Genomic DNA, 21,517 nt, shown 5'->3' on the forward strand with positions numbered 1-21,517 from the left:
GGTTTATGGAAAAACTAAAGTGCTTCATGCGCACAACTATTTATTACTTATTCTATTTGAAGCAGAGAGTTATACACGATAGGTTAACCGTGAATTCAGGCTATATGACGTATATTACTCTGTTATCATTGGTTCCTCTAACAACGGTTATATTCTCTGCTCTTGCACGATTTCCCGCGTTTGACGGTGTCGGTGATACAATACAGCAATTTATTATTAACAATTTTGTTCCTGCTGCTGGTGAAGCAATAGAAGATGCATTAGAAGCGTTTGTACAAAATACCGCTCAAATGACAACAGTCGGTGCCGCATTTTTATTTGTTACTGCGATTTTGCTTATTTCTAGTATCGATAAAAATCTGAATTACATCTGGAGAGTAAAGAAAAAGCGACGCATGGTCTTTTCCTTCTCTATGTACTGGATGGTGCTTACATTAGGCCCTCTTTTAATGGGTGCGAGTATTGCCGTTAGCTCCCACATTATGTCTCTTAAATTTTTTAGTGACGATACCGTTAACTTTTTATACGGTAGGTTACCTCTACTTTTTTCTTATATTGGGTTTTTAGGACTATATTTATTTGTGCCCAATATCCAAGTCAAAATTCGGCATGCGATGTTTGGTGCCTTTGTTAGTACTTTTTTGTTTGAAATAAGTAAAAGCATATTCGCCTACTATATATCGGCATTCCCTAGTTATCAGTTGATTTATGGCACGCTTGCGGCTGTACCGATACTCTTTGTCTGGATCTATTTGTGTTGGTTTATAGTATTAATTGGTGCAGAGCTAACAGCAAGCTTAGGCGAAAGAGAACAGTGGAACCAAGATTCGGATTTAGTAATACCGAAGTTTGTAGAGCGTATGTTTGGGGATAGGAGAGAAGGTATTGATAGCGCTAATACAAAGAGTGAGTGAAGCGTCTGTTAAAGTAGATGAGAAGATTGTTGGGCAAATTGATGAAGGGCTTCTTATACTATTAGGTGTTGAAAAAGAGGATGACGAATCAAAAGCCCAACGTTTGGTAGAGAAAGTCGTTAATTATCGTGTGTTTGGCGATGCAGAAGGCAAGATGAATCTGAATGTTAAACAAGTGGGTGGCAGTGTTCTGGTTGTCTCGCAATTTACCTTGCCCGCCGATACAAAAAAGGGAACAAGAGCTGGTTTTTCACGTGGTGCTCACCCAATTGATGCCGAACGATTGTATAATTACTTTTTTGAACGTTGCCATGACATTCTGCCAACAGAGCGAGGACGCTTTGCGGCTGACATGAAAGTGTCTTTGGTTAATGATGGACCTGTCACATTTTGGCTACAGGTTTGAAATCGCAAGTTTTTCCGTTTTTTATGGTTTTAAATATAAAGCTTTAAAGTAGAAAAATTTTAAAAGGATTTAAATGTTTAAACTAATCACGCCTAAAACAGCAAATCAAATTGCTAAATACTATCATTTTCGATGGCAGATGCTTCGAGAGCCTCTACGCATGCCTGTGGGCTCCGAACGGGATGAATTTGATGAGATGAGTCATCATCGCATGATTGTTGATGGAAGAGGCCGCCCAGTGGCTGTAGGGCGTTTGTACGTGACCTCCGATCATGAGGGACAGATTCGATTTATGGCGGTCAAGCCCAATCGTAGAGATAAGGGCGTTGGTTCTCTTATCCTTGTGGCACTAGAATCGTTTGCTCGGCAAGAAGGTGTAAAGCGGTTGGTTTGTAATGCTCGCCAAGAAGCCATGAGTTTCTATATAAAAAATGGGTTTGAGAGTCAAGGTGAGATAAGTGGACAATATGGTGCGAACCGTCACCAGCAGTTGGTAAAACAGCTCGATCCTATGGATAATATTTTACGAAGACCAGATTGGTGTGCTGAGCTGCAAGAACGTTGGGAACAGCAAATCCCCATTAGCGACAAAATGGGTATCAAAATAACACAATATACGGGCTATCAATTCGAGTGTAGTGCACAACTAAACCCGAATTTAAACCCTAGAAATTCAATGTTTGCTGGTTCTGCCTTTACGTTAGCAACGTTGACAGGCTGGGGAATGACATGGCTACTGATGAAAGAGCGTGGCCTTAAAGCCGACATTGTGTTGGCAGATAGTAAAGTACGTTACCGTCATCCAGTTGAAGAAACACCCATTGCCACGACATCTTTAGATGGAATCAGTGGTGACCTAGATCGGTTTGAGAATGGGCGAAAGGCTCGAGTCGTCATCAGCGTGACTATTTATAGCGGCAATGCTGCAGCTGTTGAATTTGTTGGGACTTATATGCTGCTGCCTGAGATACAAAAATCTTAATATAAAGAGAATAAGACCAATGGGTGGCTTTATCGCCAAATAGTGTCACAGCGTTGCGTGAGACTATTTTTTTGGACAAGTATTCTTTTCTTGCCGTATATCTTTTATCAATTCAAAGCTTTGTTTTATACAGCTATTCGTTAGCTCAAGTGAAATTGAGTTATCGTCAGTTTGAACCAAATCAACATTACCTCGTAAGCGTCCGGTAATTCTACCACCGTTAATTATGATGGGAGCAATATCGATTCGACCTCTATCAACAGAGATAGAAATTTCAGAGCTCTCAAATGGTATGATTTCTGGCTGGTCGGATTCGATATCCTGCAATAAAAAGGCGTCTCTCAGCGAACCGACTAACTGCCCGGTCAAGCTATGCTTTAACATTAACGCGTCTCCACCTAAGCCATTTAAACCAATCTGAAATTCTGCAATAGCTTCGATGTCGACCGGTAGCGATAACCAATCAGAAAATAGGTCAGTGGGTAGGCCGTCCGCGAACGCTTCAAGCCGCCAAGGTTGGCTTGGTTGAGAGAGCGAGTAGCTCGCCGTCGCTTCAATAAGCCCATTCTCTAGGGGGATAAAAGCTTCGTTCAATTGCCAAGTACCTTCTTTACTCTGCATTGTTATGATTGGTTGGCTTGTGAGCAAATTCTTAAAACTGGCATTGTTAGCCGTGACACTTACTTGCCCATCCCAAAGACCAACTCGATTTTGTTTGATGAGTGCGAGATGTTTTCCATCCAATGAGAGGCCAGAAAACTGCCAGTTTGGTTGATGAGCGATTTGAACAAACTGTGATCGTCTAATTTTCACATCATCAATAAGCAACTGATCTAGCGAGTTTAAATAGTTCTTTATAACAAGAGTGTCTTCTGGTAATTCGTAAAACCATTTAATGCCATCGATATCCAGATTTTTGAGATAAACAGAATGTGGTGTTAATTCGCCGACCATTTTGACAAGTCCTTTCTCAAACTCAAAGCTAAGCGCCTCAATGGAGATCAGGTTATTATCAAAGTAACTTTCAAATGCAGGTTCTAGCCACAAGTGGTCTAGGTAATGGATACTTTCTGCACTGAAAGAAACATAGCCGTCTTTCTGTTGCCAAACTCCGTTTAAAAGGGATAGATTTTCGACAGAAAAATTACCGTTAGTGATTTGGAAGTTAGGGGTTTCAATTGTGCTACCCAAAATATCGAGGCTATTGAAATGGGTTATCTTATCAACAAGGAACGACCAGTCGGACGGTTCAATTTCGTCTTGCTGCTTCATGTTTAATCTAAGTCGGTCTATTGTCGTATTAACGAGCGACCATCCTTCTGAGTATTGTTCTGCTTGGGTCGAAACATCGCCTCCTCGCCACTCAAATGAAGCCCCATAAACCGTGCTATTTTCAGCCTTATAATTAGCATCAACTAAAACGTTATTAAATGCTTCTCTGTGCCAATAAATCTGTTCAGCTGAGAACTGTATTGAACCATAAGGAATTTTCTGACTATTATTTAAATAGAGTGGGTTCTCTATCTGAATATTGGTATCGCGTGAGATAAAATCACTGTCAGAATAATCGAGGTTGGTAATGGCTAACTGATGCAACTTAAGGTTTTCAAATGTTGGAATAGCAGGTAACCCATTTTGGAGCAGTAAACCATTTATCAGAAGGCTATCTATCACAGGCATAGACTCAACGATTGAGTCGGAGTTTATCCAGACATCGACCTGTTCAATATTAATCGTATCTTCCTGGAGTTCTTGTATTTCCACGCCCAAAAAGGAGAAATGATTAGGGAATTCAAATCGAGCGTCATAAACAGAAATAGGTATCGAAGAGTACTGTTTGAGTAAGTGATTAGTGAGTTTGGTCGTATAGGGACCCTGCATAGCTAAGTAGAGACCAAATACAGCACAAGATATGATCAGCAGTAGCGCAATAGAGAATATGACTAGTGCTTTTTTCATCTATTAATACCTAACCCATTATTTAATTTGGACAGATTGACTTAATTAGGAAAGAGATTCAACAAAAAAGCCCCTCAAATGAGGGGCTTAATCACTATTTACTGATTATCAAGGCTTAGTCTAGTTGCGGGCCAGCAGCGACGAGTGCTGCACCTTCAGCATTGTCAGTGTACTTGGAGAAGTTCTTAACAAAACGTTGTGCCAGATCTTCGGCTTTGCTTTCCCACTGAAGTGGATCAACATAAGTATCGCGAGGATCTAAAATCGCAGGGTCTACACCTGGAAGTGCTGTTGGGACTTCTAAATTAAACACCGGGATTTGCTTAGTTTCTGCTTGCTCAATCGAACCATTTAAGATGGCATCGATAATACCGCGAGTATCTTGGATAGAGATACGTTTACCAGTACCATTCCAGCCCGTATTAACTAGATAGGCTTCTGCACCTGCTGCTTCCATACGCTTCACTAATACTTCAGCGTACTTAGTTGGGTGTAGCGTTAAGAATGCCGCACCGAAACAAGAAGAGAAGGTTGGTGTTGGTTCAGTAATACCACGTTCTGTACCGGCCAATTTCGCAGTGAAACCAGATAAGAAGTGATATTTAGTCTGTTCTGCTGTTAATTTAGCAACAGGTGGAAGAACACCAAATGCATCTGCTGTTAAGAAAATAACTTTGTTTGCATGACCAGCTTTAGAGACTGGTTTAACGATATTATCGATGTGATAGATAGGGTATGAAACACGAGTATTCTCGGTTTTAGAGCCGTCATCAAAATCGATAGAGCCATCATTACGAACCGTTACATTCTCTAGTAACGCATCTTTACGGATAGCGTTATAGATATCAGGCTCGGCTTCTTTAGAAAGCTTGATAGTTTTGGCATAGCAACCCCCTTCGAAGTTGAATACACCATCGTCATCCCAGCCATGTTCGTCATCACCAATCAATGCGCGTTTAGGGTCTGTAGATAGCGTTGTTTTACCAGTACCAGACAAGCCGAAGAAGATAGCCGTATCGCCTTCTTCACCAACGTTTGCAGAACAGTGCATAGATGCAACGCCTTTCAACGGTAGGAAGTAGTTCATCATTGCGAACATACCTTTCTTCATCTCACCGCCGTACCAAGTACCGCCAATAAGTTGCATTTTCTCTGTTAGGTTAAATACAGTGTAGTTCTCTGAATTAAGGCCTTGTTTTTCCCAATCTTGGTTGGTTGTTTTTGCCGCGTTCATAACAACGAAGTCTGGTTCAAATGTGGCCAACTCTTCTTCTGTTGGACGGATGAACATGTTTTTAACAAAGTGACATTGCCAAGCCACTTCAGTAATGAAACGAATGGACAGACGAGTATCCTCGTTAGCACCACAGTAGCAATCTAGAACAAACAGGCGCTTGCCTGAAAGCTGAGTTGTTGTCAGAACTTTTAGTTCGTTCCAAACTTCTTGGGAGATTGCTTTGTTGTCATTTTTGACTTGCTCTGAAGTCCACCACATATTTTCCTTTGTGGTGTCATCCAAAACGATGAATTTATCTTTAGGTGAACGACCAGTGAAGATGCCAGTGTCAACAGAAACGGCTCCTAACTCTGTAACAACGCCTCTTTCATAGCCTTCTAAATCAGTGCGAGTTTCCTCCTCGAACAACATGTCATAACTTGGATTGCGAAGAATCTCTTTTACGCCAGATAGTCCGTATTCAGTTAGGTCTAGTTCTGCAGCCTTGGTATGTTCCATAACGGTCATAGGTGCTCCTTAATTAAGATTTTTGTAGGGATTTTATATAATTTGTTTTTATTCTGTTCACCATGCTAGCAACGTGAAAGCGAGAAAACAGGGAGATAAGTCATAAATTGCCGATGATTTATTCGGGGTTTTAAATCACCCGTCACATTTTCGAGTGGTTGTTTTATCACCATTTGTTAGCTTTGCGCTAGATCAATTTTATCTTTGTTTTCAGAAATGAGAGTTGGAGTGAAAAGTGCTTAATTGTGTGATTTATATAAGTATCACTCCAAAAAAAGCCGGTTTACACCGGCTTAATACATAATTTGAATGAATTCTTATATATATGCATGTTAATGAAGGGTAGTGTTGCCTTGATCTGCTTGAGAATAAAGGTCTGACACCTGATTTTCGTCGAACGAATAATCCGTGCCGCAGTAATCACAATGTAAAGAAATTGTACCTTCAGTCGCTAAGATCTCATAAACTTCGTCTTTGGCAACCGTTAGGATTGCAGAGCCACTTTTTTCCCTTGAACAGCCGCAATGAAAAACAACAGGTTGTGGCTCGAAAAGGTTTACCGTCTCTTGATTGTACAATCGATAGAGCAGTTCGTTTGCCTCTAAAGTAAAGAGTTCTTCATTCTTAACTGTGTTTGTAAGTTGTTCTAAATGTTCAAAATCGTTTTCTGTGCCGGTTCCATCAGGCATAACTTGAAGCAACATACCAGCAGCATGAGGCGCTCCATCTTGAGTACCAAGGCGAATCCATAGGCGTGTTTTGAGCTGTTCAGAACGAAGGAAGTAATTTTCTAAAACCGTCGCAAGAACATCCCCTTCAAGACCTACTACACCTTGATAGCGTTCCCCTTTATCTGGTGAAATTGTAATCACAAGATGCCCTTTTCCTACCAGTTGGTGAAGTGATGCATCAGAAGCAATATCACCTTCCCATCGCGCAACGCCGCGTACTTTTTGGTTTTGATCACCATTGATGACAGCCAAAGAGACAGGACCATCGCCTTGCAGTTGAAGTGTGATAGAACCCTCAAATTTTAGTGTTGCAGTTAAAAGGGTGGTGGCGACTAATAGCTCGCCTAATAAGTTTTGTACCGGTGCTGGGTACTCTTTACTAGATATAATCTCTTGATATGCTTTATCTAACTGTACAAGTTCCCCACGTACAGAAAGATTCTCGAATAAATAACGATTTAAAACGTCTTGTGCCATGTCAGAACACTCCGGCTTACTGGTTTTTAAATTTAATAATGTCTCTACGTTGCTTCTTGTCTGGCCTACGTTCGGGGCTAGGGCTGAATAACGTATTGAGTTTACGCTTTTGTGCGTTTTCTTCTCGTTTTGAGATGCTTTCTGGTGTCTCAGTGTAGAGCAGTTGTGCTTCTGGTGCTCCACGTCTTTGCTCTGAAATTTTATCTATGACAACGATCTTCTCTTCATGTCTCTGTCTTAGCGTTATTGTTGCACCAAGTTCTATTATTTTACTTGGTTTTGAGCGCTGCCCATTATAATGAACTTTGCCCCCGTCTATCATATTTCGAGCTACCGACCGAGTTTTGTAAAATCTTGCAGCCCAAAGCCATTTGTCGAGCCTTACTGTCTCTGTATTTGTGCTCATTTTTATACGACTCCATGCTGTAAACTATTTTCTGTAAAAATGGTGACACATATCTCTTTTTTCAAGTGGTAAATGTAAATTTTAGGAATTCCCTTACCTCAATCTTGAAAGGGGTATGATATTCTTCTGCATAATGTTTACTGTGATTATAGACACTAAAGAGGTTGTAAATGTCTTCTGTTTTGAGCCGAACTTATCCGTTTTCCGGCTTATCGGAAAAGGTTTTCCGTTTATTTGCTGCTTCTCAGTCTAAGCTCTGCACTTTATTGACTATCTTGTTGGTCTGCTTATCAGCATGGATTGCGGGTCAAACGGTGTGGTATTTTTCAGATGATCAGACGACGGTATCTAAATGGTCCGGTCAAACTGTTAATGCTCAATCTTCTTCTGAGTCGAAGGGGATTATTATATCTGGTTTATTACAAGCAGCACTATTTGGTCGGCACGACGAAAAGGTAGAGAAGGTCGTGTCAGCGCCGGTAATACAGGATGCACCAAAAACGCGTTTGAACTTAATTTTGGTTGGTGCTGTCTCTAGTTCTGTAGCAGAAAGTAGCTTAGCTGTTATCGCTAATAATGGGTCCCAAGAAACGTATGGTATTGGTGAGAAAATTGAAGGGACACAAGCGAAACTAAAGAACGTTTTTATTGACCGTATTATTATTGACAATGCGGGTCGAGATGAAACGTTGATGCTTGAAGGAATCGAGTACAAAAAGGTGCTACCCGCAGCGAATAAACGAGCGAGTAACGAAATGATTAGCGAAATAGGAAATAATCCTGCTCCCTCAGGTAATGAGATTGAATCGATTCGAGCAGAGGTTTTAGCTGATCCTCAAAAAATCCTCCAATACATACGTTTATCTCAAGTAAAGAAAGACGGGAAGCTTGTCGGTTATCGAATTAGGCCTGGAAAGCAGCGTGCATTATTTGATTCTGCAGGACTTAAAAATGGTGATATTGCCACGTCTTTGAATGGTGAGGATCTAACGGATCCGGCTTCAATGGGTAAAGTTTGGCAGTCGATGTCGGAAATGACAGAATTCAACTTGACCGTAGAGCGTGACGGTCAAGCACATGAAATATATTTAGAATTTTAATACTGGCTTAAGTGTCGGTGATTTGGAGGTTTTTTAGTGAAGAACTGGTTAAGCAGAAGTGCGATGTTACTGATAGGAAGTCTAATGTGCTTATCTGTTTCTGCCGATGAATATAGTGCGAGCTTCAAAGGCACGGATATTCAAGAGTTCATTAATATTGTTGGACGAAATTTAGAAAAGACCATCATTGTCGACCCTTCTGTTCGTGGGAAGATAGATGTTCGAAGCTACGACGTATTAAATGAAAAACAATACTATCAATTTTTCCTTAATGTTTTAGAAGTTTATGGTTTTGCCGTTGTCGAAATGGAGAGTGGTGTACTTAAAATTATAAAGGCTAAAGATGCGAAAACATCCGCAATTCCTGTTGTCGGGGCTGATGAAAAAATATTAGGTGATGCCGTTGTTACTCGTGTCGTCGCAGTAAAAAATGTTTCTGTTCGAGAGTTGTCTCCATTATTGCGTCAATTAAATGATAACGCTGGTGCGGGTAACGTGGTCCATTATGACCCTGCCAATATCATCTTGATTACAGGTCGTGCTGCCGTTGTTAATCGTCTTGCCGAAATTATTGAACGTGTTGATCAGGCTGGGGACAAATCAATAGAGGTGGTTGTTCTTAAAAATGCGTCTGCTTCAGAAATGGTGCGAATAGTTGATGCGCTAAATAAAACGACCGATACAAAAAATACGCCGGCATTTTTACAACCTAAACTTGTTGCTGATGACCGCACTAACTCCGTTCTTATCTCCGGTGACCCAACCGTACGTGAACGTCTTCGCAAGTTGATAAAACAGCTCGATATTGAAATGGCGAGTCGAGGTAATAATCAAGTTGTCTATCTGAAATATGCGCAAGCCGAAGATATTGTCGACGTTTTAAAAGGTGTATCTGAAAATATTCAGTCAGAGAAGCAGAGCTCATCTAAGGCTCAAGGCGCGTCAAGTAAATCACAGGTGATGATTGCCGCTCACAAAGATACCAATGCATTAGTGTTGACGGCCCCACCAGATATTATGAACGCCCTTATGGATGTTATTGCTCAGTTGGACATTCGTCGTGCTCAGGTTCTTATAGAGGCGCTTATTGTTGAAATGTCTGAAGGTGATGGCATTAATTTGGGCGTGCAATGGGGTAACTTGGATACTGGTGCCGTTATTCAATATGGCAATACAGGTGCATCAATTGGTGGTGTAATGGTGGGCCTTGAAGAGGCAAAAGATACCACTACCACAACCGCCGTATATGATGACGATGGAAGTTTCTTGAGAAATGAAACCACCACTGAATCCGGTGACTATTCCTCACTAGCTTCCGCATTAAGTGGGGTGAACGGAGCAGCAATGAGTTTAGTTCTGGGAGACTGGACTGCTCTGATCAGCGCCGTATCTACCGATTCCAATTCTAATATTCTCTCTTCTCCTAGTATTACCGTGATGGACAACGGAGAAGCATCCTTTATCGTTGGCGAAGAGGTTCCAGTGTTAACAGGTTCCACGGCAGGGGCAAACAACAGCAACCCATTTCAGACCGTAGAGCGCAAAGAAGTCGGGATTAAGCTTAAAGTTATTCCTCAAATAAATGAAGGCGACTCTGTTCAATTAACGATAGAGCAGGAAGTTTCAAACGTACTTGGTGCCAGTGGCGCAGTCGATGTGCGTTTTGCTAAACGACAACTTAATACGCAGGTTATGATCCAAGATGGTCAGATGTTGGTTCTAGGTGGATTGATCGATGAACGGGTCATGGAGAGTGAATCTAAAGTCCCATTCTTAGGCGATATTCCAGTCATTGGTCATCTTTTTAAATCAACAAGCAGTTCCGTTGAAAAGAAAAACCTGATGGTGTTCATCAAGCCGACCATTATTCGTGATGGTGTGACCGCAGATGGCATTACCCAACGTAAATATAACTACATTCGTGCTGAGCAGCTATTTAAAGCCGAAGAAGGCCTGAAACTGCTATCGGATGACCTCATTCCTGTCCTTGCAGAATTTAAAGGCGATTCGCCACGTTATCCGGCAGAAGTACAGGCCTTTATTGACCAGTTGGAGTTAGATTGATGACACAGTTGGCCAGCTTTGTTGGGCGTTTACCATTTGGTTTTGCTAGGCGTCACCATGTGGTTTTAGACAATGGTCCGCAACGAACAGAACTGCCTCAGTTGTATTATGTCGAACCTATTGCAATATCAATTTTAGCGGAAGTACAACGAGTCATTAAGGTGCCGTTTGCATTGGTTTCGACCGATAAAGATAGCTTTGAGAAGAAACTGACAGAGATCTATCAACGAGATTCGTCAGAAGCACGACAGTTAATGGAAGATATTGGCGCAGATAATGATGATTTTTTCTCATTGGCTGAAGAGTTACCTCAAAATGAAGATCTATTAGAAACAGAAGATGACGCCCCTATCATTAAGTTGATCAACGCGATGCTAGGCGAAGCAATTAAAGAAGGTGCTTCGGATATTCACATTGAAACCTTTGAACAGAGTTTGTCTATTCGATTTCGCGTTGATGGAGTATTACGTGAGGTATTAGAACCAAGCCGCAAGCTAGCACCACTTCTCGTCTCACGAGTTAAGGTTATGGCAAAACTCGATATCGCTGAAAAACGTGTTCCTCAAGATGGAAGAATCTCATTGAGAATTGGTGGTCGTGCGGTTGATGTCCGTGTCTCTACAATGCCCTCTTCGCATGGTGAACGCGTTGTAATGCGCTTACTGGATAAAAACGCTACCCGCCTTGATTTACACAGCCTAGGGATGACGGAAGAAAACCACGAAGTAATAAGAAAATTGATCGCTAGGCCGCATGGCATCATTTTGGTTACCGGACCAACAGGTTCAGGTAAATCAACAACCTTATATGCCGCGTTACAAGAGCTGAATAGTACGGAACGGAATATTTTAACGGTAGAAGATCCTATCGAGTTTGATATTGACGGAATAGGTCAAACACAGGTTAACCCTAAAGTTGATATGACCTTCGCCCGTGGTTTACGTGCCATTTTGCGCCAAGATCCAGATGTCGTTATGGTCGGTGAAATACGTGATCTTGAAACGGCACAAATAGGTGTGCAAGCTTCGTTAACGGGTCACTTAGTTATGTCTACCTTGCATACTAATACAGCAATAGGGGCAATAACTCGACTAAGGGATATGGGCATTGAACCTTTCCTTATTTCATCCTCTTTGTTAGGAGTGCTATCTCAACGTCTGATAAGGACCTTGTGCCCTGATTGTAAGCAAGGCTTTGAAGCTGACAGAGAACAGAAGAAAGTGTTTAAGTTAACGGAGCAAGAGCCCTTAACACTTTATCGTGCGAATGGATGTGAGGCGTGCAATTTCAAGGGGTACAGAGGACGAACTGGAATACATGAGCTGCTTCTTGTTGACGATAACGTTCAAGAACTCATTCATTCAGAAGCGGGAGAAATGAGCATAGAGAAAGAAGTCCGTGCCTATACGCCAAGTATCCGAGCTGATGGATTGAAAAAAGTTCGTCAAGGAATCACTACTCTTGAAGAAGTTATGCGAGTAACCAAGGAAGTCTAATGGCTGCATTTGAATACAAAGCACTGAATGACAAAGGTAGGCAGAAAAAAGGTGTCATTGAGGGAGATAATGCACGCCAAGTTCGACAACGATTGAAAGAACAGGGCTTGATTCCTGTTGAGGTCATTGAAACCAAAGTAAAAAACAGTGCCGAAAAATCGTCTACATCATTTAATCGAAGTATTAGCACCAATGATCTCGCGTTATTAACACGTCAGCTTTCAACATTAGTTCAAGCAAGCATGCCTTTAGAAGAATGTTTAAGAGCGGTTGCAGAGCAATCGGAGAAGCCACGTATCACCAATATGCTAATGGGGGTCCGCTCTCGAGTGGTAGAAGGGTATACGCTTGCCGATAGCCTTGCCGATTACCCGAATGTATTTGATGATCTTTTCCGCTCTATGGTGGCCGCTGGTGAACGTTCCGGTCATTTGGATAGCGTGTTAAATCGACTCGCTGATTACGCTGAAAATCGCCAGTTAATGCGTTCTAAACTGCAACAGGCGATGATTTATCCTGTGGTGTTAACCGTATTCGCATTTGCGGTTGTTAGTTTTCTATTAGCCAGTGTTGTGCCAAAAATCGTTGATCAGTTTGTTCAAATGGGACAGGAGCTACCCGGCTCAACTCAATTTCTTTTAGATGCCAGTGGTTTTGTACAAAACTGGGGAATTTATCTGTTAGTTGGTGTTATCTGTTCTTACTATGGTTTAAAAATAGCCTTAAAGAATTCGAATACAAGGATGTCTTGGGATAAGAAGTTGCTGAGTATTCCTTTGATAGGAAAAATAACAAAAGGGATCAACACGTCTCGCTTTGCTCGAACGTTATCTATCTGTACCTCGAGTGCTATTCCATTATTGGAAGGCATGAAAGTTGCGACAGACGTAATAAGCAATCGATATATGGAGCAACACGTTTTGGAGGCCTGCGAAAAAGTAAGAGAAGGGGGCAGTTTAAGGCGTGCTTTAGAACAAACTAAATTATTCCCGCCCATGATGTTACATATGATTGCAAGTGGTGAGCAAAGTGGTGAGTTAGAGCAGATGCTTACTAGAGCAGCAGATAATCAAGATAGGGATTTCGAATCCACGGTTAATATTGCCTTAGGGCTATTTACACCTGCACTTGTTGCTGTGATGGCTGGTGTGGTTTTGTTCATTGTAATGGCAACGTTGATGCCTATTTTAGAGATGAATAATTTGATTTCTGCTTAATGATTTGGTGTTCCGCCGACCTGAGCAGAAGGATTGAGTTTGTTAGGAGATGAAAATGAAACAAAGAAAACAAAATGGTTTTACCTTACTTGAGATTATGGTTGTTGTTGTGATTTTAGGTATTTTGGCCAGCGTTGTTGTGCCTAATTTGTTAGGAAACAAAGAAAAAGCGGATCAACAAAAGGCCGTATCTGACATCTCTGGATTAGAGCAAGCGTTCGATATGTATAAGTTAGACAACAGTGTATACCCATCGACAGATCAAGGTTTAGAAGCACTCGTTACAAACCCAAGTGGCAGCCCTGAGCCAAGAAACTACCGAGACGGTGGTTACATAAGGCGACTACCACAAGACCCTTGGGGATACGATTATCAATATCTAAGCCCTGGTGACAAAGGAACGATCGATATCTTTAGCCTGGGTTCAGATGGACAAGAGGGTGGAGAAGGCAGTGCTGCGGATATTGGCAATTGGAATATTCAAGATTTCTAATTATCAATAGACCTAACCATGTCCATATAGTAGGCGCGACTTGTGGCAGTAATGAATAAGAAAAATACAGGTTTTACCCTAATTGAGATCATGCTGGTATTAGTCTTGATGTCGCTTAGTGCCGTGGCCGTGGTCATTAATTTGCCTGATTCAAAGCAAGATATTGCGAAAGAACAAGCACAGCGTTTTTACTATCGAATACAACTTCTTAATGAGCATGCCATTTTAAATGGTAAAGATTTGGGTATAAGAGTAGATGAAAAAAAAGGCACCTACTGTTACCTACAGCTAGAGAGTAACGGGTGGCAAGTTTTTGAAAATAAAACGTACGTCGAAACACAACTGCAAGACGGTGTATTACTTTCATTGGAGTTAGGTAGTGATGCATGGTCGCAGAATGAAAGCCTATTTAAACAAGAAAGTTTATTTGATGAAGATATGTTTACTGAGTTTGATAAAGAAAAAAAAATCAAACCACCCCAGTTGTTTGTGTTGTCCAGTGGCGAGATGACCCCTTTTCGTCTCTCCATATTTTCAAAGGAAGACAAATATAATGGTTGGGTTGTCGATGTAAAAGAATCCGGTTCTATCGACCTTATTCATGCAAAAGACACACAAGATGAGACGGGTATTCGATGAATCAGCGTACTCGTGGTATGACATTGCTTGAAGTATTGGTTGCGCTAGCTATATTTGCTACTGCTGCGATCAGTGTAATGCGATCTGTTACTCAACACCTAAATACGCTGTCTTATCTGGAAGAAAAAACGTTCGCATCATTTGTTATAGACAATCAAATTAGCCGAGTAATATTATCTGGTGCACCTAAAAGTACCAAGTCGGGCAAAACAGAAATGGTGGGTAAACAGTGGTATTGGAAAGTAACGCCTGTTGAAACCGCCGTTGGTTTTATTGCTGCATTTGATGTTAGCGTATCATTGAATGAAAACGCAAAAAGCCCAATATTGACGGTGAGAAGTTATGTCGAAAAATAAGGTGTCTTATCGCAAACTACAGCGGGGTTTTACCTTAATAGAAGTGCTTGTCGCGATTGCTATTTTTGCGTCTCTAAGTGTGTCGGCTTACATGGTATTAAATCAGGTACAGCGTAGCAATCAAGTATCGCTTGAAAAGACAGAAAGGTTGAAAGAGATTCAACGAGCGATGGTGATTATCGATAATGACTTTAGACAGATAGCGTTAAGAAGATTCAGAACCAATGGAGAAGAAGCAGCAGAAAATATTCTCTTTTGGGGCGATGGGTTACTCGATTCAGATGACAAGGCTGTACTGTTTACTCGGTTAGGATGGCAAAACCCACAGCAGGTGTTTCCTCGTGGGGAGATTACCAAGGTTGGTTATCGAATTGTCGCAAATCGGCTTGAACGGGTTTGGTGGCGATATCCAGACACACCGGTGGGACAGGAAGGCGTGATCACCAATCTACTCAACGATGTTGAAAAGATTGATATGCAATTTTATAAAGAGGGTGGATGGAGTGAAAGCTGGGATGAGGCATTAGCTTTACCCAAGGCACTTTCAATTACATTTACGCTACAAGATTATGGCAATATAGAACGAGTTTATTTGACGGCTGGAGAGCGTTTGCAAGTCGCCACCGAAGGTGTTAGCAATGACTAACAGGCCATTTAATAGATCCGTTAAAAAGAATGCGGGTGCGGCTTTAATTGTTGTATTACTGATTCTTGCAGTGATGGTTTCAATTGCCGCCACAATGACTGAGAGGCTGTTTGTTAACTATACACGTGCCGAGAATCGGATCAGTCACCAACAGGCGTACTGGTACAGCATTGGCATTGAAGCGTTAGCCAAATATGGTATTCAGCAGAGCTATGAAGATGGTGATACGATCAACACTAGTCAACCTTGGGCGTTGAAAGAACAAGTTTTTCCGCTCGATTATGGTACGGCATCTGGAAAAATAATAGACAAGCAAGCGTGTTTTAATATCAACGCATTAGGGAAAGAAAAGCAGCAGGCCAATAGTACATCAAAGCCCTATTTGGTGGCTGTTTTTCAGCGTATGCTCGAAGAGCTTGAGATAGAAAATTATCAAGCTGAGGTTATAGCCGATTCCACATGGGAATTTTTAGATAAAAATACTACATCATCGACCAATTATGGTGTCGAAGATAGCTTTTATGAAGCACTGCACCCCGCCTATATCACCCCTAACGGGATGATCTCTGATAACACGGAGCTAAGGGCGGTTCATCAAATGGATAGTGGAGTGATGGAGAAGATTGGCCCGGTAGTGTGTGCGTTACCTTGGGACGATTGGCGTTTAAATGTGAATACGATTAATGAGGCGGGTTCGGTTATATTGGTGGCAATGTTTTCACCACTGTTGAGTGCAAGTGACGCTTCCTCATTGATAGAAAACAGACCTTATGATGGCTGGGCATCTGTGGATGACTTCTTAGCCGAAAGACAGATCGCGACAATAGATGCGACGATAAAAGATAAAGCCAATGGTTATTTAACGACAGATAGCCATTACTTTGAGCTTGATGCTCAGGTTATGGTAAATGAATCAAGAGTTAGGATAAGAAGCCTACTCTTTAGTAAAGACAAGAAGGACGTTTCAGTTATACGACGGCGTTTTGGAGGAGTCATTGAGCGAGTTTCTGACAGTTCGACTAAGTAGAGACAAGCAGGCCCCTATACGGTGGTTGGTTTGGTCTACTAGTCAGAATGAAATTATTGCGAGCGGAGAACTTAGCAGCAAAGAGCAGCTAGGTGAGCTTTTTATTTACGCGGACCAACGTACAACTTTGTTGTTATTGGATAGCCGTGACATATTGCTAATGGAAGCAGAAATTCCGGCAGGCGCAGTTCGGCAAGTTGATACGATGCTGCCATATTTGCTTGAAGATGATATTGCTCAGGATGTTGACGAGTTGCACTTTACGATTCTGAAAAAAAATGCAAACAAAGTCGACGTTGCTGCCATTGATAAAGCGTATTTATCTGAGTGGATTCAAGCTTTTACGGCGGTTGGGATTGCGATAAGTAAAATTGTGCCTGATGCACAGACATTACCACTAATGGATAATACAGTGTCAGCGGTTCAAATGGATTCGCAATGGCTGTTTAGAAAGTCTCAAAATCAGTCCACATCAATAGATGAACAGTGGTTACCTCTCTTCATTGAATCTGATTGGTGCGCTAGTCAAAGTGAAGGTTACAAAATATTAAGCTATAGCACGATACCTGATTCTGTAACCAGTAATACAGATTGGAAGCAGGCGGAACCTGAATTGGTTATGGCACTCCTTACTAAAGGTGCAATCCATTCACCAACCAACCTATTAACAGGAATGTTTAAACCCCAGTCCTCAATATTTAAGCACTTGAAAGTTTGGAAGAATGTTGTATTCGCAGCGTGTCTTTTCCTATTAGTATTGACCACTCAACGGGTTCTTCAAGTCAATCAATATGAAGCTCAAGCCTTCGCTTACCGTTCTGAAAGTGAACGAATTTTCCGCACTATATTTCCAAATAAAAACAAGATACCTACAGTCAGCTACTTAAAGCGCCAAATGTCAGACGAAGAGAGCGCACTCTCACGTGGTCATGACGAGACTTCCGTATTAGGTTGGTTAGCACTGTTACCTGACGCGCTAAAAGGGCACACCTCCGTTGAAATAAGCAATATTCGGTATGACGCGAATCGCGGTGAGGTCCGTCTTGATGCCTCAATGAAGGACTTTCAAACCTTTGAGCAGGTAAGAACTAAATTGGCTGAGAAGTTTAGCGTGACTCAAGGACCTCTTGATCGAAAAGAGAATCGAGTGTCAGGCAGTTTCGTTTTGAGGAGAAAGTAATGAGTACTTTAAAAGAGTCCATTTTCTCTTGGTGGAGAAGTATTTCTTTAAGAGAGCAGCGTATGGTTATTGCTTGCTCAATATTAATGATAGTTGGTGGTTTTTATTGGGGGTTGATTCAACCTCTATCCGAAAGAGCGAATACGGCGAAAGTAAGAATAAATAGTGAGAAAGCGTTGCTTCAATGGGTATCTGATCGTGCCGACCGAATCATCGAACTTAGAGGGAACGGTGGAGTGTCTGTCTCGAATGAGCCGTTTAATCAGGTCATTTCCACATCAGCCAAAAGCTACAAAATTGAATTAGTTAGAATTCAGCCACGTGATGAAATGCTACAAGTTTGGGTTAAACCCGTTGCCTTTGACCAATTTGTACATTGGCTTGCTTATTTACAACAAAAACAAGCGGTTCAGGTTGAATTTATGGAAATTTCGAGCAGTGATTCTAAAGGGATTATTGAAGTGAAACGCTTGCAGCTAAAGCGGGGAGGATAATTTGAAACGTATAATTCTTCTCGTCATTTGTTTTATATCAGTACTGTGTATTAGTGCCTTTATTCACATGCCAGTCTCCTTTGCTTTAAAAGCGATGCCAGAGGTGCCGAACTTAAAAATTGAGTCGCCAAGTGGCACTATTTGGGCAGGTGAAGCCCAAAATGTTCGTTGGAAAAATGATAACCTTGGTCAGGTGAATTGGCAGTTTAAACCACTAAAACTGCTTCAAGGTAAAGCCAATTACTCGTTGCGTTTTGGTCGAGGGAGCGATGTAAAACTAATGGGTAAAGGAAATGTAGGTGTTGGTTTATCAGGTTTATTTGCCGATAACGTGATTATCTCCATGCCCGCTGTAAATGTATTGCAGCGACTATCTATACCTGTTCCGATTACTGTAAAAGGAAACCTAGAGTTATCTATTAATGACTATCAATATGCGCAACCATGGTGCCAGTCGGCAACGGGTACACTAGTGTGGGCTGGAAGTAAAATTGGGTCACCTTTAGGTGGGTTAGATTTAGGTAGCGTTATAACGGATTTACAGTGCCAAGAAAGCAAGCTAAGTGCAACGGGTGAGCACAATAACAATCAGTTAGCGGGTTCACTACAAGCCGAATTACAACCGAACCTACGTTATAACGTGGATGCTTGGTTCAAACCTAATGCGGAATTTCCGACGGCTATGACATCTCAGCTTAAATGGCTTGGAAGTCCTAACAACAAAGGTGAATACTCATTTACTTATGCAGGCAAATTAAACTAATCTAGCTTGTAGTAGAAGTGTTTGAGATGCATTGTTATTGCTAGAATGAATATTACCGTTAATATTAAGTTATCGAACAAACAAGGAGCAAGGGATGGCGAAAATTCAAAAGCCGAAAATATTAGCCGTTGAGACAGCCGCTAAATCGAAGTTATTTACTATTGAATCTCTTGACCTTGAATTTTCTAATGGGGTAAAGCGCACTTATGAGCGAATGCGCCGCAGTGGTCGTGAAGCGGTCATGATGGTGCCCATAACGGAAAATGGTGATCTATTACTCGTTAGGGAGTATGCCGCAGGTACCGAAGAATATGAACTTGGTTTTCCAAAAGGACTTGTTGATTTAGGTGAAACACCGCAAGAGGCAGCGAATCGAGAATTAAAAGAAGAAATAGGCTTGGGTGGCACTGTTTTTACACCACTTAAAAAAGTGGTCTTAGCACCTTCTTATTTTTCAAGTGAAATGACGCTTTTTCTAGTCGAAGGTTTATATCCTGAAACGTTAGAAGGGGATGAGCCAGAACCCTTAGAATTGGTACGTTGGCCTTTAAATCAAGCGGATGAATTACTGTCCCATTTGGATTTTAGTGAAGCCAGAAGTATTGCAGCGCTCATGCTGGCTCAGCGTTACTTAGCGAAAGAAGCGTCACTGAATAAGACGAACTAGGAACTGACATGGCAACCTTTAACAAAGATCTATCTAACCTACTACCGTCGGTCATTGACGTTGCTAGAGCAGCAGGACAACTCATTTTAGATATTTATGAGAAAAAAGAGTATGAAGAATTCACCAAATCGGACTCGACGCCTGTAACCACTGCCGACTTAGCTGCGCACAAATTCATCGAAGAGAAATTATCTGAGCTAACACCTGATATCCCAGTATTATCCGAAGAAGCCGCAGATATAACACTTGAACAGCGTGCTCACTGGAGTCGCTATTGGCTTGTGGACCCATTGGATGGTACTCAAGAATTTATCGCTCGAAGTGGCGACTTTGCGACAGTCATTGCTTTGATAGAAAATAACAGACCAGTGATGGGGGTGGTATACGGACCTGTTTCTGGCGTAACGTATTATGCCTACGAAGGCAAGGGTGCTTGGAAGATTCCAGATATGCATAAAAGTGTTCGTATAAAAACACTCACGCATGAGGTTGGACAGCAAACCATCGCGATCGCGATCAGCCGCCGTCAGGATATCAATAGAATCACCAACAGAATGTCGCCGGCATGGAATTATGATCTTATTCCATTAGGATCGGCGGCGTTAAAAGCATGCTTGGTTGCAGAAGGCGCAGTTGATTGTTATCTAAGGCTTGGGCCAACAGGAGAATGGGATACCGCGGCGACTCAATGTATTGTCCAAGAAGCCGGAGGCAGGATATTGAGTACTAAGCTGGAACCTCTTTCTTACAATGAAAGAGAAACCTTTGAGAACCCTAATTTTATCGTGTTAGGAGATGAAAATCTGCCTTGGGATGAAATATTACAAATAAAAGATTAACAAACATTAAAAAAGGACGGCGAATCGCTAATGCTGTTTACTTAAGACATCAAACTCCATCATCCTCACGAAAGTGGGGATCTAAACCCACCCAGATTCCCGTTTTCACGGGAATGACGATGAATACGTTTTCTTAAATGAACGGCATTACAGTTAATCGCTGTCCTTTTTGCTTTCTAGAATACAGATTATTTCGTTATTCACTGAAGCGACGCTCCATGTAAATAGGAAACAAACGGTAACCAGTTAGTAATATGAGTGCTCGCCGCGAGCGTGTTCTGTTGCATCGCGAACCGCAGTCAATTCACCTTCAAATTGCTGTACTAGCTCTTTCTCTATGCCTTCTTTCAGCGTTACGTCAACCATCGAACAGCCATTACAGCCGCCACCAAATTGAACTAGGGCAATTCCGTCTTCTGTGATTTCTACCAGGCTTACGTGACCACCGTGGCCAGCAAGCTGTGGATTTACCTGCGTTTGAATTGCATATTCAAGGCGTTCCATCAAAGAGGCATCGTCAGAAACCTTACGCATTTTTGCGTTAGGTGCTTTCAAGGTAAGCTGCGATCCCATTTTGTCCGTTATGTAGTCGATTTCAGCATCTTCGAGAAAAGGTAAGCTTAGCTCATCAACAAAGGCTGAAAAGGGCTCTAATTTCATCTCGGTATCGCTTGCTTCTACCGCTTCTGGTGGACAATAAGAGACACCACACTCTGCATTTGGTGTTCCTGGGTTAACGACAAATACACGTATATTGGTATTTTCTGGTTGCTGTTCTAGCAGTTTAGCAAAGTGTGCTTGAGCACTTTCAGTAATAATAATTGACACGACTAATACCTGACTGTTTTTGTAGGTTATTTGATTCTATTCTACTCTTGCGATTACAGGATGCCAAATGAAAATTGATACTTTGTTGT

22 protein-coding genes are annotated in these 21,517 nt (G+C 41.7%); 17 read left to right on the forward strand and 5 right to left on the reverse strand.

The window, feature by feature from the left end; translation table 11 throughout:
* Positions 1–5: 5 nt before the first annotated feature.
* From AACW90_RS17510 to AACW90_RS17520, 3 genes are all read left to right on the forward strand, one after another.
* Complete coding sequence (locus AACW90_RS17510; RefSeq protein WP_390236981.1) at positions 6–914, forward strand: virulence factor BrkB family protein; 909 nt, start codon at positions 6–8, stop codon at positions 912–914.
* Complete coding sequence (gene dtd, locus AACW90_RS17515) at positions 886–1,320, forward strand: D-aminoacyl-tRNA deacylase (RefSeq protein WP_390236983.1); 435 nt, start codon at positions 886–888, stop codon at positions 1,318–1,320. The genes AACW90_RS17510 and dtd overlap by 29 nt, the downstream gene beginning before the upstream one ends.
* Positions 1,321–1,393: 73 nt before the next feature.
* On the forward strand, positions 1,394–2,302 hold the full coding sequence (locus tag AACW90_RS17520; protein WP_390236985.1) for a bifunctional GNAT family N-acetyltransferase/hotdog fold thioesterase: 909 nt from the start codon (positions 1,394–1,396) through the stop codon (positions 2,300–2,302).
* Positions 2,303–2,365: 63 nt separating this feature from the next.
* Here the strand turns inward: AACW90_RS17520 and AACW90_RS17525 are convergent, their stop codons facing one another.
* From AACW90_RS17525 to hslR, 4 genes are all read right to left on the reverse strand, one after another.
* On the reverse strand, positions 2,366–4,261 hold the full coding sequence (locus AACW90_RS17525; protein ID WP_390236987.1) for an AsmA family protein: 1,896 nt from the start codon (positions 4,259–4,261) through the stop codon (positions 2,366–2,368).
* Between the two features lie 115 nt (positions 4,262–4,376).
* Positions 4,377–6,005, reverse strand: a complete 1,629-nt coding sequence (gene pckA, locus AACW90_RS17530; RefSeq protein WP_275135297.1) for a phosphoenolpyruvate carboxykinase (ATP) — start codon at positions 6,003–6,005, stop codon at positions 4,377–4,379.
* Positions 6,006–6,337: 332 nt separating this feature from the next.
* Positions 6,338–7,213, reverse strand: coding sequence for an Hsp33 family molecular chaperone HslO (gene hslO / locus AACW90_RS17535; RefSeq protein ID WP_390236990.1), 876 nt, complete (start codon positions 7,211–7,213; stop codon positions 6,338–6,340).
* 16 nt (positions 7,214–7,229) lie between these two features.
* Positions 7,230–7,619: a ribosome-associated heat shock protein Hsp15 gene (gene hslR, locus AACW90_RS17540; protein WP_275135299.1), complete on the reverse strand. Its 390-nt coding sequence runs from the start codon at positions 7,617–7,619 to the stop codon at positions 7,230–7,232.
* A gap of 170 nt (positions 7,620–7,789) precedes the next feature.
* Between hslR and gspC the strand changes: the two genes are divergently transcribed.
* The 14 genes from gspC to cysQ all read left to right on the forward strand — a co-directional run bounded on the left by gspC (position 7,790) and on the right by cysQ (position 20,600).
* Complete coding sequence (gspC, locus tag AACW90_RS17545; protein ID WP_390236993.1) at positions 7,790–8,719, forward strand: type II secretion system protein GspC; 930 nt, start codon at positions 7,790–7,792, stop codon at positions 8,717–8,719.
* Between the two features lie 63 nt (positions 8,720–8,782).
* Positions 8,783–10,783, forward strand: a complete 2,001-nt coding sequence (gspD, locus tag AACW90_RS17550; protein WP_390237073.1) for a type II secretion system secretin GspD — start codon at positions 8,783–8,785, stop codon at positions 10,781–10,783.
* Positions 10,783–12,279 carry a type II secretion system ATPase GspE gene (gene gspE / locus AACW90_RS17555; RefSeq protein ID WP_390236995.1) on the forward strand — a complete coding sequence of 499 codons (1,497 nt, stop codon included), beginning with the start codon at positions 10,783–10,785 and terminating at the stop codon, positions 12,277–12,279. Before gspD ends, gspE begins: the two co-directional genes overlap by 1 nt.
* Positions 12,279–13,496 (forward strand): type II secretion system inner membrane protein GspF, encoded by a 1,218-nt coding sequence (gspF, locus tag AACW90_RS17560; protein ID WP_390236998.1) that lies wholly within the window; start codon positions 12,279–12,281, stop codon positions 13,494–13,496. Before gspE ends, gspF begins: the two co-directional genes overlap by 1 nt.
* 49 nt (positions 13,497–13,545) lie before the next feature.
* Positions 13,546–13,989, forward strand: coding sequence for a type II secretion system major pseudopilin GspG (gene gspG, locus AACW90_RS17565; protein ID WP_390237000.1), 444 nt, complete (start codon positions 13,546–13,548; stop codon positions 13,987–13,989).
* Positions 13,990–14,040: 51 nt separating this feature from the next.
* Positions 14,041–14,628, forward strand: a complete 588-nt coding sequence (gene gspH, locus AACW90_RS17570; protein ID WP_390237075.1) for a type II secretion system minor pseudopilin GspH — start codon at positions 14,041–14,043, stop codon at positions 14,626–14,628.
* Positions 14,625–14,984 (forward strand): type II secretion system minor pseudopilin GspI, encoded by a 360-nt coding sequence (gspI, locus tag AACW90_RS17575; RefSeq protein ID WP_390237002.1) that lies wholly within the window; start codon positions 14,625–14,627, stop codon positions 14,982–14,984. The genes gspH and gspI overlap by 4 nt, the downstream gene beginning before the upstream one ends.
* Positions 14,971–15,630, forward strand: a complete 660-nt coding sequence (gene gspJ, locus AACW90_RS17580; RefSeq protein WP_390237004.1) for a type II secretion system minor pseudopilin GspJ — start codon at positions 14,971–14,973, stop codon at positions 15,628–15,630. Before gspI ends, gspJ begins: the two co-directional genes overlap by 14 nt.
* Entirely contained in the window at positions 15,623–16,657 is a 1,035-nt protein-coding gene (gene gspK, locus AACW90_RS17585) for a type II secretion system minor pseudopilin GspK (protein ID WP_390237006.1), read from the forward strand. The genes gspJ and gspK overlap by 8 nt, the downstream gene beginning before the upstream one ends.
* The gene (gene gspL, locus AACW90_RS17590) at positions 16,626–17,837 is read left to right on the forward strand and encodes a type II secretion system protein GspL (RefSeq protein WP_390237008.1); all 1,212 of its coding nucleotides are present in this window, start codon (positions 16,626–16,628) and stop codon (positions 17,835–17,837) included. Before gspK ends, gspL begins: the two co-directional genes overlap by 32 nt.
* On the forward strand, positions 17,837–18,331 hold the full coding sequence (locus AACW90_RS17595) for a type II secretion system protein M (RefSeq protein ID WP_390237010.1): 495 nt from the start codon (positions 17,837–17,839) through the stop codon (positions 18,329–18,331). The genes gspL and AACW90_RS17595 overlap by 1 nt, the downstream gene beginning before the upstream one ends.
* Before the next feature lies 1 nt (position 18,332).
* The gene (locus tag AACW90_RS17600) at positions 18,333–19,094 is read left to right on the forward strand and encodes a type II secretion system protein N (RefSeq protein WP_390237012.1); all 762 of its coding nucleotides are present in this window, start codon (positions 18,333–18,335) and stop codon (positions 19,092–19,094) included.
* 94 nt (positions 19,095–19,188) lie between these two features.
* The gene (gene nudE / locus AACW90_RS17605) at positions 19,189–19,761 is read left to right on the forward strand and encodes an ADP compounds hydrolase NudE (RefSeq protein ID WP_390237014.1); all 573 of its coding nucleotides are present in this window, start codon (positions 19,189–19,191) and stop codon (positions 19,759–19,761) included.
* 8 nt (positions 19,762–19,769) lie between these two features.
* Positions 19,770–20,600, forward strand: a complete 831-nt coding sequence (cysQ, locus tag AACW90_RS17610; RefSeq protein WP_390237016.1) for a 3'(2'),5'-bisphosphate nucleotidase CysQ — start codon at positions 19,770–19,772, stop codon at positions 20,598–20,600.
* 246 nt (positions 20,601–20,846) lie between these two features.
* On the opposite strand, the gene nfuA is transcribed toward cysQ, so the two are convergent.
* The gene (gene nfuA / locus AACW90_RS17615) at positions 20,847–21,428 is read right to left on the reverse strand and encodes a Fe-S biogenesis protein NfuA (RefSeq protein ID WP_390237018.1); all 582 of its coding nucleotides are present in this window, start codon (positions 21,426–21,428) and stop codon (positions 20,847–20,849) included.
* Between the last annotated feature and the right edge of the window lie 89 nt (positions 21,429–21,517).

It is taken from the genome of Vibrio frigidus, assembly GCF_042465995.1.
Taxonomy (GTDB): Bacteria; Pseudomonadota; Gammaproteobacteria; order Enterobacterales; family Vibrionaceae; genus Vibrio.

What these genes read in the sequence shown, in the direction of transcription:
- AACW90_RS17510 (WP_390236981.1), top strand. Translation starts at nt 6, where the DNA reads ATGGAAAAACTAAAGTGCTTCATGCGCACAACTATTTATTACTTATTC.
- AACW90_RS17520 (WP_390236985.1), top strand. Translation starts at nt 1,394, where the DNA reads ATGTTTAAACTAATCACGCCTAAAACAGCAAATCAAATTGCTAAATAC.
- AACW90_RS17525 (WP_390236987.1), bottom strand. Translation starts at nt 4,261, where the DNA reads ATGAAAAAAGCACTAGTCATATTCTCTATTGCGCTACTGCTGATCATA.
- pckA (WP_275135297.1), bottom strand. Translation starts at nt 6,005, where the DNA reads ATGACCGTTATGGAACATACCAAGGCTGCAGAACTAGACCTAACTGAA.
- hslO (WP_390236990.1), bottom strand. Translation starts at nt 7,213, where the DNA reads ATGGCACAAGACGTTTTAAATCGTTATTTATTCGAGAATCTTTCTGTA.
- hslR (WP_275135299.1), bottom strand. Translation starts at nt 7,619, where the DNA reads ATGAGCACAAATACAGAGACAGTAAGGCTCGACAAATGGCTTTGGGCT.
- gspC (WP_390236993.1), top strand. Translation starts at nt 7,790, where the DNA reads ATGTCTTCTGTTTTGAGCCGAACTTATCCGTTTTCCGGCTTATCGGAA.
- gspD (WP_390237073.1), top strand. Translation starts at nt 8,783, where the DNA reads ATGTTACTGATAGGAAGTCTAATGTGCTTATCTGTTTCTGCCGATGAA.
- gspE (WP_390236995.1), top strand. Translation starts at nt 10,783, where the DNA reads ATGACACAGTTGGCCAGCTTTGTTGGGCGTTTACCATTTGGTTTTGCT.
- gspF (WP_390236998.1), top strand. Translation starts at nt 12,279, where the DNA reads ATGGCTGCATTTGAATACAAAGCACTGAATGACAAAGGTAGGCAGAAA.
- gspG (WP_390237000.1), top strand. Translation starts at nt 13,546, where the DNA reads ATGAAAATGAAACAAAGAAAACAAAATGGTTTTACCTTACTTGAGATT.
- gspH (WP_390237075.1), top strand. Translation starts at nt 14,041, where the DNA reads ATGAATAAGAAAAATACAGGTTTTACCCTAATTGAGATCATGCTGGTA.
- gspI (WP_390237002.1), top strand. Translation starts at nt 14,625, where the DNA reads ATGAATCAGCGTACTCGTGGTATGACATTGCTTGAAGTATTGGTTGCG.
- gspJ (WP_390237004.1), top strand. Translation starts at nt 14,971, where the DNA reads ATGTCGAAAAATAAGGTGTCTTATCGCAAACTACAGCGGGGTTTTACC.
- gspK (WP_390237006.1), top strand. Translation starts at nt 15,623, where the DNA reads ATGACTAACAGGCCATTTAATAGATCCGTTAAAAAGAATGCGGGTGCG.
- AACW90_RS17595 (WP_390237010.1), top strand. Translation starts at nt 17,837, where the DNA reads ATGAGTACTTTAAAAGAGTCCATTTTCTCTTGGTGGAGAAGTATTTCT.
- nudE (WP_390237014.1), top strand. Translation starts at nt 19,189, where the DNA reads ATGGCGAAAATTCAAAAGCCGAAAATATTAGCCGTTGAGACAGCCGCT.
- cysQ (WP_390237016.1), top strand. Translation starts at nt 19,770, where the DNA reads ATGGCAACCTTTAACAAAGATCTATCTAACCTACTACCGTCGGTCATT.